This window comes from Okeania sp. (assembly GCF_983059655.1).
The window spans coordinates 1-14,664 of the sequence record NZ_CEZPJD010000115.1; the positions used below are offsets into that span (position 1 = coordinate 1).

11 protein-coding genes are annotated in these 14,664 nt (G+C 34.6%); 4 read left to right on the forward strand and 7 right to left on the reverse strand.

The window, feature by feature from the left end:
• Window positions 1-663 precede the first annotated feature (663 nt).
• On the reverse strand, window positions 664-2,214 hold the full coding sequence (locus AC3DU7_RS09275; protein ID WP_488039064.1) for a diguanylate cyclase domain-containing protein: 1,551 nt from the start codon (window positions 2,212-2,214) through the stop codon (window positions 664-666).
• A 466-nt stretch (window positions 2,215-2,680) separates the two neighbouring features.
• Window positions 2,681-4,087 carry a GAF domain-containing sensor histidine kinase gene (locus tag AC3DU7_RS09280; protein ID WP_488039065.1) on the reverse strand — a complete coding sequence of 469 codons (1,407 nt, stop codon included), beginning with the start codon at window positions 4,085-4,087 and terminating at the stop codon, window positions 2,681-2,683.
• A gap of 510 nt (window positions 4,088-4,597) precedes the next feature.
• On the opposite strand from AC3DU7_RS09280, the gene AC3DU7_RS09285 reads away from it, so the two are divergent.
• On the forward strand, window positions 4,598-4,936 hold the full coding sequence (locus AC3DU7_RS09285; RefSeq protein ID WP_202224157.1) for a DUF3155 domain-containing protein: 339 nt from the start codon (window positions 4,598-4,600) through the stop codon (window positions 4,934-4,936).
• Between the two features lie 525 nt (window positions 4,937-5,461).
• Here the strand turns inward: AC3DU7_RS09285 and AC3DU7_RS09290 are convergent.
• From AC3DU7_RS09290 to AC3DU7_RS09310, 5 genes are all read right to left on the reverse strand, one after another.
• Window positions 5,462-5,995: a cofactor assembly of complex C subunit B gene (locus AC3DU7_RS09290; protein ID WP_488039066.1), complete on the reverse strand. Its 534-nt coding sequence runs from the start codon at window positions 5,993-5,995 to the stop codon at window positions 5,462-5,464.
• A gap of 321 nt (window positions 5,996-6,316) precedes the next feature.
• The gene (locus AC3DU7_RS09295; RefSeq protein WP_488039067.1) at window positions 6,317-6,694 is read right to left on the reverse strand and encodes a PadR family transcriptional regulator; all 378 of its coding nucleotides are present in this window, start codon (window positions 6,692-6,694) and stop codon (window positions 6,317-6,319) included.
• 440 nt (window positions 6,695-7,134) lie between these two features.
• Window positions 7,135-7,338, reverse strand: coding sequence for a DUF751 domain-containing protein (locus AC3DU7_RS09300; protein ID WP_488039068.1), 204 nt, complete (start codon window positions 7,336-7,338; stop codon window positions 7,135-7,137).
• Between the two features lie 158 nt (window positions 7,339-7,496).
• Window positions 7,497-8,756 (reverse strand): type II restriction enzyme, encoded by a 1,260-nt coding sequence (locus AC3DU7_RS09305; protein ID WP_488039069.1) that lies wholly within the window; start codon window positions 8,754-8,756, stop codon window positions 7,497-7,499.
• A gap of 806 nt (window positions 8,757-9,562) precedes the next feature.
• Complete coding sequence (locus AC3DU7_RS09310; RefSeq protein WP_488039070.1) at window positions 9,563-10,666, reverse strand: transporter substrate-binding domain-containing protein; 1,104 nt, start codon at window positions 10,664-10,666, stop codon at window positions 9,563-9,565.
• Between the two features lie 358 nt (window positions 10,667-11,024).
• Between AC3DU7_RS09310 and bchM the strand changes: the two genes are divergently transcribed.
• From bchM to AC3DU7_RS09325, 3 genes are all read left to right on the forward strand, one after another.
• Complete coding sequence (bchM, locus tag AC3DU7_RS09315) at window positions 11,025-11,711, forward strand: magnesium protoporphyrin IX methyltransferase (RefSeq protein ID WP_488039071.1); 687 nt, start codon at window positions 11,025-11,027, stop codon at window positions 11,709-11,711.
• Between the two features lie 289 nt (window positions 11,712-12,000).
• Window positions 12,001-12,381: a DUF423 domain-containing protein gene (locus tag AC3DU7_RS09320; RefSeq protein WP_488039072.1), complete on the forward strand. Its 381-nt coding sequence runs from the start codon at window positions 12,001-12,003 to the stop codon at window positions 12,379-12,381.
• 155 nt (window positions 12,382-12,536) lie between these two features.
• Window positions 12,537-14,609, forward strand: coding sequence for a protein kinase domain-containing protein (locus AC3DU7_RS09325; protein WP_488039073.1), 2,073 nt, complete (start codon window positions 12,537-12,539; stop codon window positions 14,607-14,609).
• Window positions 14,610-14,664: the final 55 nt, after the last annotated feature.

A 14,664-nucleotide genomic window follows, 5' to 3' on the forward strand; every position in this document is an offset into this window, starting at 1 on the left:
CATTAAAAGTATAGCGCTGTGCGCAGCTCATTTGGCAGTAGGCAATAGCGGTCAGACCCCGCGCCGCCGCTAGGCGCAAGCGGTCGGACCCCGCGTCGGCGTCAGCTCGCTTGCGGAATGCTGACTCCTGTGAGGGAACGCCGACTCCTGTGAGGGAATGCTGACTCCTGTGAGGCAGTAGGGGAGATAAAAAGCTTATGATATAAAACTTTTAGCTATTGGACAGTTCCTGAAATTTGTAAAGCAAGCCAGCGCACATTGCTATAGTATGAAAAATGATAACTTGGCAAGTATTTATACTGTATAAATCATCGTCATTGACCTTTTTCAGGAGTCAAAATTTCAGGAAAATATTAAGTATAAATATATAAATACAAGATCAACCCAGACATAAGCTGCACATCATTTCCTACTGACTACTGACTACTGACTACTGACTATTTGTCTGTATACTACATTTTGTCGTGCGTAATGTAGGCTTTAGCCTTTTTAAGTATTGAAAAAGTACATGGTTTTCAGCTCTTCATGCTCAAAAAGGAGCGCATTTTTAGCGCATAGTTGGGCAAAAAAATTCTCCCCTACTCCCCTACTCCCCTACTCCCCTATTCCCTTACTCCCCCACTCCCCTACTCCTTAAAAAAAGACTTTTTCAGCAAACCCTAGTCAGTGGAAGCATCTTGCTCTCTTTCTAAGCATTGCTCGTCTCCACTTACCATTATTATGTAGGACTACCAAATTATTATTTTTCAGATAAGTTTGAGTATGTTTATCATCATTGTTATCAAAAAAAACTATGCGATCGCGACCTTTTTCTTTCGCTTGGTAAAGTGCTTTATCAGCTTTAGCTATTAAAGAGTCTGAAGAATCTAGTTGAGTAGGAATAATACTTGCTATTCCCATACTTACTGTAATGTATTTCCTTATTTTAGAAGCACAATGATCGATGTGTAGTTGATGAATAGCTGTACGAATTAACTCTGCTACTTTTTTTGCCTTTTTAGCAGATGTCTCCGGTAAAATTATCCCAAATTCTTCCCCTCCATAACGAGCCACCAAATCTGCTGAACCTTTAACATTTTTACTAATAGTTTGAGCAATCTTTCTTAAACAATCATCTCCTGCTAAATGACCATAATAATCATTGTAATTTTTAAAATAATCTACATCACATAAAATTAAAGATAAAGGTGATTTTTTTGTGCTAAGTCTACACAATTCTTTTTCTAAAGATTCATCAAAATCACGACGATTTGCAATACCCGTTAAACCATCTAATTTGGCAAGTTTTTGGAGTTTCTGATTAACAATAATTAAAGCTGTTTCAGTTTTTTGCAAAGCCAAATTTTGCTTAGTTAGTTCTGCTTCCACTTGTTTTTGAGCTGTAATATCTATGATTAAACCTTTAACTGCTAAAATTTTGCCATCAGAACAATAAATTCCTTTTCCTTGTTCGCAAACCCATTTTAGTTCCTGATTTGCTGTAATTATCCTATAAACTAACTGAAATGGTTGATGTTTTACCAGAGCTTTGTGTCTTTGCCTACAAATTAATTTTCTATCTTCAAGGTGAATTAATTGGTTATAAAAAATTTTATTTTGAATAAAATCTTTAGATTTATAGCCAGTCAAATTATAGCAATTATAGCTGACAAAATTGATCGCAAAATTATAATGATGACTGCTTTGGTAAACCATTCCTGGCAGGTTTTCTATCAGATTTTCCAGTGTTGATTTATGCTTTTTTACTTCATTTTCTACACTTTCTCTTAAAAGTATTTCTTGTTGTAATATTTGATTTTTATATTGGAGTTGCTTTTGTAATGAAAATATTTGCAAATGTAACTTAATTTTTATTAAAATTTCATCTACTTGTATAGGTATCTTAATATTATCGAAGTTCTCAATATTTAATCTCTTAATTTGATTGATTTCATTTTGTGTGTTTCCCAGAAAAATTATCGGAATATTTTTTGTTGATTCTGCACTTTGCAAATATTGGCAAATCTGCCATTGTTCTTTTTCCAATGATAAGTTTATTAATATTAGGTCTACCGGTCTATTTTGTAATGTATTTAAAAATTTTTCTCTACTATTAGCTACTATAAACTCATAGTTATTGTCTTTCAATAAGCTAGATAATAACGTGAGGTTTCTATCATTATTATCTACGATACAAATTACTGCTTCTGGAAATACTTCTTGCAAATTTTTCATTTTTATAAAAATCTCTGAAATTAGTAAGTATGAAATATTTTTCATACAAAACAGAAAAATAAAAAAAACCTCTTGCCAGGTTTTGGGATAGCTATATCCCTGTATATTTCAACAGCGTAAATTTTCCTTCCCCACCTAAATTAAGGTAAAATTCCAGCTGAAGAATCAAGCAAGAGGTTAAACTTTTAGATGCTCCTGATGTACTAACTCCCTAGATATTTCCTACGTTCCGACTAAGGAGTGGATTGTAGGATTGTTAAACTTACTTACAAAGGTTTTTAATTCCCTTTGTAAAAGTTCAGAGTGTGTCTGTACTCTTCCATAATAAAACTTTTTTCCTCAAATGCAACTGGGTTATTACAATAGCCCTATTTTATTCATAGTGAAGAGACCAATCAATAGGTAACGTTTAATATCAAAGTTAAACCAACAGTAAAATTACTATATATAACTGAAAAGACCAATCTTAATTTAGTACTTGTAACCATAAAACCACTGTAGTACCACTATTAATTATGGCATCTTGCTGTTGTAAATCATGGGACAGCAAATCAGGAACTACAGGAGAATATATTTGAATCTTTCCTTTCATTGCGTCTATTAAATCAAGAGCTATAGCTAATCCTAATCCTGTTCCTGGAATGTCCGTTTTAGCTTTTTCACCCCGATAGTTTCGTTCAAATAAATGTTCTAAATCTTGTGATGGAATACCATAACCTGTGTCACTAATAGCTATTGCTAGCATTCCTTCTATCTCATTTTTGATCGATAGATAATCAGCTGTTTGTGGAGCTGAAGTTATTATCCTAATACAAATATTTCCCCCTGCTGGAGTATACTTCAAAGCATTATCAATAATATTACTTAAAACTTCTCGTAACGCCTTATTATTAGCTTTTACTATAGGTAAATTATCAGAAAAATCAACTTCTAAATCTATATGACGTTCATCGGCAATTGCTTTTGCAGAAACTAATAAAGGTTCCAAAACTTCTTGTACTGAAACTGACTCTAAGAAATTAGACTCTGGCAAAAGTGGTAATGATTTTAATTCTCTATTTGCTTCCGTATAATAATCTATGACATTGTCATTTTCAGTTGTAGTTTGAAGATATTCGCTTTCTCCAGAAATACTCAAAATTTCTTCCCCAACCTCGACAGTTTCATCAATTTTTTCTATTAACTCTCTGAGGCGATCGCCTTCCCGTAAAATACTATTAGCAATATTCCAGTTTTTATCTTCAGGCAAAAATCTTTTCAGTAATAACTTACCAAAAGTTCGTAGCGCAGTTAATGGACTTTTCAACTGATGCAACACATCGTGTATAATATCATACTGCTGGGCTTGTAACTGTTGCTGTTGCTGAAATTGTTCCTTTAACCATTGAGAACGTCGATCTAATATACAAGCTATGGCAATAGTATGGGCTACTTGTTGAATTTGAGTTTTTTCGCGTTGATTCCATGGCCGATCTTCTCTTGCTGTTACCAGTAATCCCATTACTACTCCATCATGAATTAAAGGTAAAACGATTTGACGTTGTTGCCAAGGATGATTTTCTGGCCATTTAGGGCCTGACTCTGTTGTGTCAGTGCTTGCTTCTAACAGCCAAGTATTTGTCCCTGTGGTTAAAGTTGTTGCTGATAGTTTCGGAATATCGCCTAATGTCTGTATTTCTGAGTTTGTTTTTAAGACTAAAGTTTCTTCCCTATCCTCTAACTTTTCTGGGTATGCAATGATGGGAATTAGTTTAGTTTTACCTCCTTCTACTAATTTTTCTGTCAAGTAAACTATACTTAAACACGCACCCCAACTAGATACAAGGGCTATCTGTGTTCTACAAAGTCTAATAAATTCTGTACTGGTTGGCATTAGCATTAGAGCTGCTTGTGGGACTTCCCGCTAGATATGGACTTTTTTTTGGACTCTAAATATCTTAACTAGCTATCAGCTTTTAGCAGCTCTGGGTAAAAATCCCCGGCTTCTCGGCTTCCTAAAACGAGGGGGTCTCAAAAAAAATATATTGCCGAAAGCTTACCACTGACTGCTCCTTTAAAATTTTATCAAAATAATTGGGTCTAATACCCTGCCTTGATTGACTAAATGTTCTTGAAGGGTTGCTCAAAATCTCCGTGACAAAAACAACTTCTGACTTCTGACTTCTGACTTCTGACTTCTGACTTCGTTGAGGGTTGCTCAAAATCCCCGTGACAAAAACAACTTCTGACTTCTGACTTCACAAAGGCCAATTTATATCTTAGAAAGTGTATATTTTGTATCAAAATATTAAAAACACTTGAGTTTTTCAACTAAAATTTATATAATCTTATCAAATTTGGTAGCCATAACTACACCCATCGGCTAACACAGGAGGTAAGGAAATTGGCTAGAAGACGTAAGCGCAAAAGTCGTCGTAGACAAGAAGGACGCAGAATTCTTGAGCAAGTAGCTCAGTATAGCATTGAAAGTGGCGAAGATAAACCAGTCACTGCCGCCCGTAAATTTATCCATTCACAAGGTATTGTTCCCCCTGCTGTACTTTTAGTTAGAAGGAATGAGCATACTACTGATAGATACTTTTGGGCTGAAAAAGGTTTATTTGGGGCTCAGTACGTTGAAGAAAATCATTTCTTGTTTCCTAGTTTAAAGGTTTTGACTGAAGCTAAGACACCTGAGAAAAAGCAAATATTTAGTTCTACTCCAAGTATAATTAAAGTCTAAGGACATCATTAAATGAAATGTTTTTACGGACAAATAAGAATGTCCTTTATTTTTGATGACCGCTAACAAATATCAACTTCTACTTAAATATTTAGTAGGTGAGTGGGTAATACTAAGCTTGTACTCCCACTTCATTTAATTTAGTAGTACTTAGTCACAGATTTGATAGCCTTATTTGCTCAATTAATCAACTAGGATTTCAAGCTTCCATCTGCCAATGGACTTAAATCCTAAGTTTTTTTGAATCTATCCCGTTTTAAACTTTTGGTTTTAACGGGATTTTATTGTTTTGCTGATTTTTAACTAAGTTCAATAACAGATTTTTTGATTTACCTTTGTTTAAACTATCTCCACAATTTCTTCTTGAATATCTACGCTACTATTACTCATAATCTTAATTAATCCGCTCGATCAAACAAATGAATGAATTGTTCAACCTTGACTATGATCTAAGTCCTATAGGAATAGTGTTAGTAGCATATCAACACAATTTATCTTAATTACTGTTTTATACTTTGAGTTTAATTATTGGTATAGTTTCAACTTCATAGCTGTTTGTAAAGCCGTCAATTCGTCCCGATGAGCTGTGACAGAAATTAAACTTTTGACTTGAGAGTCCTCAGTCAATATTCCTTCTAACTTTAGAGATACTTGTTCTGGACGTTTAGACTTTTGCCAGTAAAAAATACCTGCTAAAGGAGATACTAACACTAGCCATAGATAGTATTGGCCATATTCTGGAACTAACATGGATAAAGCCAAACCAAAACATAAACAACCTATTGCAGCTAATAGAGTTAAGAAAAATGCCAAAAACAAACTAGGTCGAACTACTCCTTCAAAAATTAGTTGATTCTCAGCTGCATTAGCACTAACAATCCGGTAAGCCCGATAGCTAAAATATTCTTTTAGCTGCTTTAAAAGTGAGTCAGCTTCCCTATCGGCTACCAGTTTTAGGTTCTTAGTCCTATTTTTTACTGATGCTTTGATAAAAAAAACTAGACCAATGCTAGATAGAAGCGTCAGTACAAATGACGATACTAAAGCTGTATTATTCATACAATTTTAAATTTGAATGGTTTTTTTATGTGTTCTCTTTTACATAAGTTTACAACAAAAAAAAGACTAGCTGCTTTGTGACAAATATCAGCTAGGGTTCATACTTGCGACATACTCCCACACTAAGCTGGCGCTATAGTGTAAGCTCTCTCATTTCGCTGCCCTGCTATTGCATCGGGCAAGCGCGTGCTTTAAGGACGGAATGCCCTGTCGCCCTATTTTTTATTTAGATTTGATAGCTAAAAAATTGGCACAAAAATATTCTCAATGGGAGTATTGGCCAAAATAAGCATTAAAATTGTCCTCACCTGTCTAGTCTATTTACACAGTTGATGGTTGAACTTTAGGCCGAATATGACCATTATTAGTATATTCGTACCATAATTGCGCTAAATCTGTAGCTTGAGACTGCCATTGAGGGATAACTTGATACATTCTCCGTGGACGCCCTCTTCCTTCCACTTTTTTCCAATAGCCAATAATTGTGCCTTGATCCTCAAGAAATTTCAGAGCGCCGTATAACACTGTGTCAGAAAGTCGATAAATAGGATAGTCCCTTTCTAATTGGCCAATAAGCTCAGTTCCGTAAGAGTCTCTTTGTAACAAAACGGATAGGATATAGCACACTGCTAATTCTTTGTTTAGATAGACCGGAGGGGGACTTTGAAAAAATTGATAAATGTCCTCAAAAGAAGTCATCTGAATTTACCCACTCACTCCATATTCCAATCTATCGTGCAAACCATTAGGCTGACCACTCATTAGACTTCTTCTAGATAAGTAAGTCAAAATTTAAAAGTCAAAAGCAAGATAAATTGAGGAATTGTGGATAGGAATTTATTTGAATGTCAATTTTGCGGGGGGTCTATTTACCAATGGATAATAGATAATGGATAATTGATAACTAATCTCCAAAGGTTTAAAGCCTCTCATGAACAAGGAGAAAAAAGTGGTCGTTTTGCTACGCAACATGTTTGCGGAGCATGACCTAGGAAAAAGCGCAACTTCCCGTAGGATTGGACGGCGAGGTATCGGAGCCATATCCAATCGACCAAGAGAAGAAATCTGATTTCCTTACATTCAATTCCGTAAAGGTTTTAACCAGATGTAATTATCCATTATCAATTAATGAATATTTCTTAAGTTGGATTTATACCTAACATAGCTTGTAGAGTTAAGACTAGAAAAACAAATGTCCCAATGATGAGACCGATCAGAGCGATCGCCGTAACAGGTTTATTTAATAGTGGCTTGAGTTTATCGAATAGAAAAAAGAATATTCCGAGGGTAATGGTAATAAAGTATCGTGGATAGCGAGAGACATTGTTGAAGAAATCTTGCATAGTTTTATTTGATCAAAATTTAACTCTATAGTGGGGAACAGGCAAAAGGCAAAAGGCAAAAAACAGTGGGAAAATAATTTCTCTGTCTAAGGTTAATTATCAATCTATGCCCTAACCAACTCGCTCCTTGCTATATACAATATTAGTTTAATATCTAATTAGTCAATTTGTAACCATATCCAATCTATCCAGCTTTTGACAGTAGAAGCTCGTCTTTCTCTAGTTGTATCTCCTACTTTTAGATTACTTTCATACAAAAGTTGGATAATTTGTTTTTTTGAGGGAATATGTGAATTTTCTAAAGATAGTCTAAAGGCTTGATTAAATACTTCGTGTTCCAATATTTTTGCGATTAGTTTTAAATATTTAAGTTTATATTTTTGACAAAAAATATCTTTAGCCTGGTTGGTTAATGTAAAAGTTTTTCCCTGTTTTGTTATTAGCTCTAAATATTTTCCTGCACTTGTATAGTAATAAGTTTGTCTCTCATCAAATTGATAATTTTCTGTAATTTCATCTGAAGTTAAATTATTTTCTAATAGTAGTGAAACTAAGTCTACTAATCTTTCAAATTTATTTGCTTGTGGAAATGGAATTTTTGGCGGTTCAGGAGCTATTTTTATCTGAGCTAGTAGCAAGTCTATGTCACTTCTTTTTATTCTCTCTGAAGCAATTACATAATTTTTATTTTCAACCAAGGAAATAGAATTATAGTCTAATCTATCTACAAATTCATAAACAAAAAAACTGAAAATATCGTTAGAGTAAGTCATTAATACTGGTACAACTCTCTTTCCAATTTTCTTTGACCACAATCTATATGGATAATAGAGTTGTCTAATTAAAAAATCCTCAACTTTATAATTTTTAGCTTCGATTAAAATCAAACAATTTTCAGTTTCAAAACCTGCATCTATTTCACATTGAGAGTTAGCTACATTAATTGAGTATGACTGATTATTAATAGAATTTTTAATGTAGAAGTCAAAAGTTCCAGTAGACATCCTGCCAGAAACGGTAAATTTAGTTTTTGAGCCAACTAAATCATCAATGATACCTATATTAAATGCACATAGTAATGCCGAGTTTTCAGAATATAAATTAGTGTAATCTATTGTTTCTATTTCTCTGGGAAACTGCCAAGGAATACTTTCAAGTTTGGAATGATATTTGACTGGTAAGTGTATATGAAAGTGACCAATAATATATTGAGAACGAGAAATTGGTAAAATAGATAAACAATTATCTTTAAATATTTCTGGTAAGTTAACAACATGGTCAAATTTTGCCATGAGTCTGCTCTCTCGTTCCTGATTAATTTGAGATGCTTCTATTTTGAAGAAGCCGTTTTTATTTACTTCTTCTAAGATTTGATATTTTTCAAATAACTTTTCCCATGCTACGTCATTTTTAGTCATATCAAATCCGGTTAAACAGTTATATAAGTGTGGGGAGTGCGGGGAGATGAAAACCCACCCCTAACCCATCCCATGAGGGGGATTTTGGGATATTTAAGGCTTGAAGTGTGGATAGAATTATAAACATATACTTTATAACTGGATTCTATGTAAAATGCGTTTTAAAAGCTTAATTTTTCGTTTTTAACTATAGCAATAAACGAGTTTGTTAGGAATCATTTTAATGATTAACCTTCAAAAATTAATAATTAATTATTACCTCTTATTTTCAAGGAGAGAATTGACGCGGAGCGTGAAATTTTTTTCTTGTTTCCTCTTAAAAAGAGAGGCTTTAGAACACAATTTATCGGTAAGATAGAGAAATTATTTTCCCACTGTTCCCTGTTCCCTGCTATATCAAAATATTTAGGGTTTGCTGAAAAAGTCTTTTTGTTCTTTGTAGGGAGTAGTGAGTAGGCAGTAGTTAGGACGTAGAAGCAATGGTAATTACAGAATCAGTGGCCAAAACAATGGTAACAGTGATTTTTCGGCTTTTACTTCCCAAAAATCCTCACTTTTTTCAACATTACTTGTGAAAAGCTCATACTTTTTCCAGACATAATTTGCCTCCAACCAATATCAGTCAATACTTTGCTATTTAATCAGCAAGCCCTATTTAGGATTTTTAGCAAAAATATTGTTACTAGGATAAGTTCTACTATATCAAGGTAAAAATATAACCGTCGAAGGAAAGGTTAGGACAGATAAACAGCTTAAAACTCAGACAACGCAATATTTTTCTTTCTTTCTTCTTCCTTCTTATCTTCTCAATAAGAGAACCATTGAGACTCTATTTCCCTTATTTTTCCACTTTCCTGCATTTCTAAAATCCTAATATTAAAATCTTCTAATAAAGAACTATCAGGGGATATCATAAAACCATAACTTTCATTAGCAAAAGAAACAGGAGATAATTTCAAGTTTTCATTAGGATGAGTATGTAGATAGTACTTAAGAGCAGGAGTATCAAAAACAACACCATCCACTTCATTTAACCTCACCAAATCAATCGCTTCTACTAAAGTTCTAGTCTGACTAATACGAGCTCCATATAGTTGTGCCCATTTCTCACCAGTGGAACCTCTAACCACAGCAATTCTAGAATTTGTAATATCTTCAGGAGTAGTAAATTGTACAACTGTTTGATCGGATAGAGAAAGAGTTAAACTTGTAGCAATACCCGCAGTGAGAGAAGAAACTGTCACCATAGTTATAATCATCCATACTCCAGCAATTATACGTCCCGTTTTAGTAATGGGAGCGCGATCGCCATACCCCACAGTGGTTAGAGTCACCAAAGCAAACCACATACCATTACCAATACCACGCCAATAGTCCTTCGGAAATTGTTCAGTATTGCGCCTTCTTTCTGCTAACCACAAAAGATTACCAACTGTAAATAGGAGAACAACTAATAGACTTACCGAAGATATAAAAGCTAGACCAAAGAAAGGTTGAATTCTACTCCAAAGCTTAGGTCTTTCTCCACTAATTAATAAACCAATATTGGCCAGAAAGTATGGTTGAGTGAAAGCTACCTTTTCCAGGCGATCGGAGGTCACACTAATTGGCCCAATAACAAGATCGAGTTCTCCTCTAGTGATACTATCAACACCATCATTTACACTACTTTGTAGAATAAGCTGGTATTCTAGTCCTTCTATGGAAGCTAGTTCTTGCCAAATTTCTATACTTATACCTTTAAAATCTTTATCCTTAATTACAAAGGGAGGTGAACCTGCAACTCCTACTCGTAATTTAGTTGCTCTAGCTGATAGTGGGAACAAAGATATTAGAGTAATAGAGAGTAAAGTTAGTAATTGGACTTTGCTAGTTATTTGCTTGAAGATATTTGTAGAAAAAAAATTCATGGTGACAATTTTTTGCCCCTAAGATAAGTCATAATAATCAAGTTGAGTCTAAACTATCTTTTCCATTTGTGATGTCTAGTTTTTTCTAACTTTTGTCAATTATTACCCCCTTGAAGAAGGCAGAAGGCGGAAGGAAAAATTGCTTATGGATAGTCTTCGACACGCCACTCCGTGTCTACAAATCCCAAACAATTTTAAGCACCGTTTAAACGGTGGGGTATTAACCCGCTACAGAAAAGATAATTCTGGAAAAGTATATTTGATAAACCAGGAATTGCCTTGACTATTTTGTTTGGACTAAGATAGTTTACAAACTTTTGTAAATTTTAGTTAAAAAGTATATTAGCATTAGGTGGACATGAAAAGCACGACAGACGACAAAATAATTGTTCGAGAATATTTCAATTCCACTGGTTTTGAGCGGTGGCAAAAAATTTATGGAGAGGGCCAAGTCAATAAAGTACAACTAGATATTAGAAAGGGACATCAAAAAACCGTTGATACTGTTCTCCGTTGGCTAGAAGAGGATGGGAATTTATCCGGTTTATCAATTTGCGATGCAGGTTGTGGAGTTGGTAGTTTGAGTATTCCATTGGCTAAAGCAGGGGCTGTTATCTACGGTAGTGATATATCAGAAAAGATGATTACCGAAGCATATCAGCGTGCTAAGTCTAGTTTGATTAGTACAGGTAATGTTAATTTTGTTGCTCAAGATTTAGAAACTTTAAGTGGTAAATATCACACAGTTATTTGTTTGGATGTGCTGATACATTATCCTCAAGAAAAAGTTGCAGATATGATTAATCATTTGATATCTCTATCAGAGTCTAGACTAATTATTAGCTTTGCACCCAAAACTTTAGCTTTAAGTTTATTGAAAAAAGTAGGTGAGTTATTTCCTGGACCAAGTAAAACTACTCGCGCTTATCAGCATCGTGAAGCTGATGTTATCAAAATTATAGAAAGTAATGGTTTTTCTATCCAAAGACAAGCAATGAATAGCACTAGCTTCTACTACTCTCGCTTGCTGGAAGCTACTCGTTAATAAGTTCAATAATTGTTAAAGAATATTGAAATTGGGTACTCAAAATACTAAAAATAAATATAATATAATTACAATTTGTCAGTAAAACTTGGATTAAGCTAAGACTTATTTAGATTTTCTATTCTCCCTATGACTGTTAAAAATAAGCTGTATAGCTTAGATGCTCAAATGCTTGATATTAAATAACAACTACATTAGCAATATTATCAAGATTTTGAGAAAAGTAGTGAAGATAAAATATAGATTAAAATTAGGGCTAATTTTATAATGAAATAGGGGTAAAAAATTAATGACTAGAGTTTTTTTAGTAATAGCATCTATTCTAGGAGGATTGTCTGTAGTTGCCGGTTCCTTTGCTTCTCATGCTTTGAAAGAAAAGCTTAGTCAATACTTTCTAGATATTTTTCAGACAGGTGCTCGTCTACAAATGTACCATTCCTTGGCTCTGTTAATGGTGGCTTTCTTATTAACTATAGAAGAGTTACCTCAAGGATTAATGGTGGCGGCTGGATATGCTTTCATTATTGGCATAGCAATTTTTTCTGGAAGTTTATATGCTCTAAGCCTGACAGGGATTAAATTGTTAGGAGCTATTACGCCCATAGGTGGAATTGCTTTGATTATTGGATGGGGCTGTATGGCAGTCGCTGGTTGGAACTTAAAACTATAAGAATTGATTATTTTGATTATTTATAGAAATATTAAACATATTCAAGTCAAAAAATCAGCAAAAATGAACAATATTTTGCCAAAAGTTTTAAAGAAGACAACTTCGAGCTATAGTTTAGTAAAGCAAAGCTATACAAATCTGGGTATCTGGCTTCTGTGAGTTACTGCCTTAATCCCAACTGTCCCAATCCGTCTGACCCATTAAATGCTGGTAGACGCACTTGTTGTCAATGTGGCTCAGAATTGTTGCTGCAAAATCGGTATCGCGTCATTAAGCCCCTTGGGGGAGGTGGTTTTGGAAAAACTTATTTGATAGAAGATCGAGGTGTACAAAAAGTACTCAAAGTATTACTGAAAAGTCATCCGAAAGCGATATCTCTGTTTCAGCAGGAAGCACAAGTACTAATCAGTTTACGAAACCCTGGGATTCCAAAGATAGAAGAAGACGGTTATTTTACATTTTTCCCAGAAAATAGCGATGAACCTATACACTGCCTAGTAATGGAATTTATTGGTGGTGCAAATCTACAGGATTGGATGAAAAGTCGTCGCCATAGGCCAATAAATCAAACTCAAGCAGTAGATTGGCTGACACAATTATCCGAAATATTAGAAAGAGTTCATCAGCAAAATTATTTCCATAGAGATATTAAGCCCCACAACATTATGCGTAGGCCAAATGGCCAATTGGTGTTGATAGATTTTGGTACTGTCAGAGAAGTATCTGAAACTTACTTAGTCAAAGTAGGGCAGGGACAAAATGTTACAGGTATTGTCTCACCAGGATATACTGCCCCAGAGCAAACTAATGGTAAAGCTGTACCTCAATCAGACTTTTTTTCTTTAGGACGTACTTTTGTATATTTATTAACAGGTAAGCCTCCGACAGCCTTTGCAGAAAATCCTCGTTCGGGAAAATTACAATGGCGAAAATCTGCTCCCCACATATCAAAGAAACTTGCAGATATAGTTGATTACTTGATGGCTCCTTTCCCAGGAAATAGACCTCAAACTCCAGCTATGATTTTGCAGTGTATAGCAGAAATTGATATAGAAGATAGTTCTGATACAGAAATTTCTAGAGTTTCTTCCCCTTTAAACCAAACTCAACCAAGCAGAGAAAATACCAAAATAACAACCGGAAAAACTCAAACTAAACATCAAGTTAGGACGAAAATAAGAGATACAAAAATATCCCGTAATAAGTCAAAAATTAAGCTAAAAAATAATCTGATAACTATATCAACAATGTTGCTATTAGCAGCAGCAACCTCTCAATTTTATGGCTTTTGGCGCTACAGAATGTTTCCCGCAGATCCAATTCTATTGTTACGAGGGTTGAATAGTAGTCGGTTTTTGCAGAATACTTTAAATGGTTATTTAGGACAAGTAAATGCGATCGCTCTGACACCAGATGGTCAAAATATGGCTACAGGTGGCTCTAATACAATTAAAATTTGGAATCTCAAGACTGGGGAATTAAGAAATAATATTGCAGATGCTCATACAGCTCAAGTAACTACTCTTGCAATTACTCCTAGTGGTCGAATGTTAGTCAGTGGTAGTACAGATCAAACTATCAAATTTTGGGATCTAGGAGTAGGTAAGTTAATAAGTACAATTCTGGCTCATCAAGGCCAAGTGAATGCAGTGGCAATTAGTCCTGATGGGCAGACATTAGCAAGTGTTGGCAGCGATCGATTAATGAAGCTTTGGAATATTCAAACAAGTAGTCGAATACTTACCCGAATACCAGATCAAAGATATGAAGTAAATACTTTAGCTTTTAGCCGAAATGGGGCTATCTTAGTTAGTGGTAGTAATGACGGAACCATTAGACTGTGGAACATGAGTACAGGTATTCGCAGACAAACTCTAGAAGGACATACCAAAGCAGTTAATGCGGTCGTCGTTAGTCCAGACAATCAAATTTTAGCGAGTGGAAGTGAAGATGGAACTATTAGACTATGGAATTTACAGACAGGAGAAAAAGAAAGTGTAATTAAAGCAGATATAGGTGCAGTCAAATCTATTATTTTCAGTCCTGATAACCAAAAAATAGTAGCTGGTGGTGAAAATATTACTATTTGGGATCTAATTACAGAGGAGAAATTACAGACACTTATTGGTCATTCTCAACCAATAACTTCTCTTGCTATTACTCCTGATGGTAAAACTTTAGTAAGTGGAAGTGTAGATCAAACTACTAAGGTCTGGCGAATGCCTTGAATCAGTTATCAGTTATCAGTTATCAGTTATCAGTACCTACAGGTAAATTACCGAA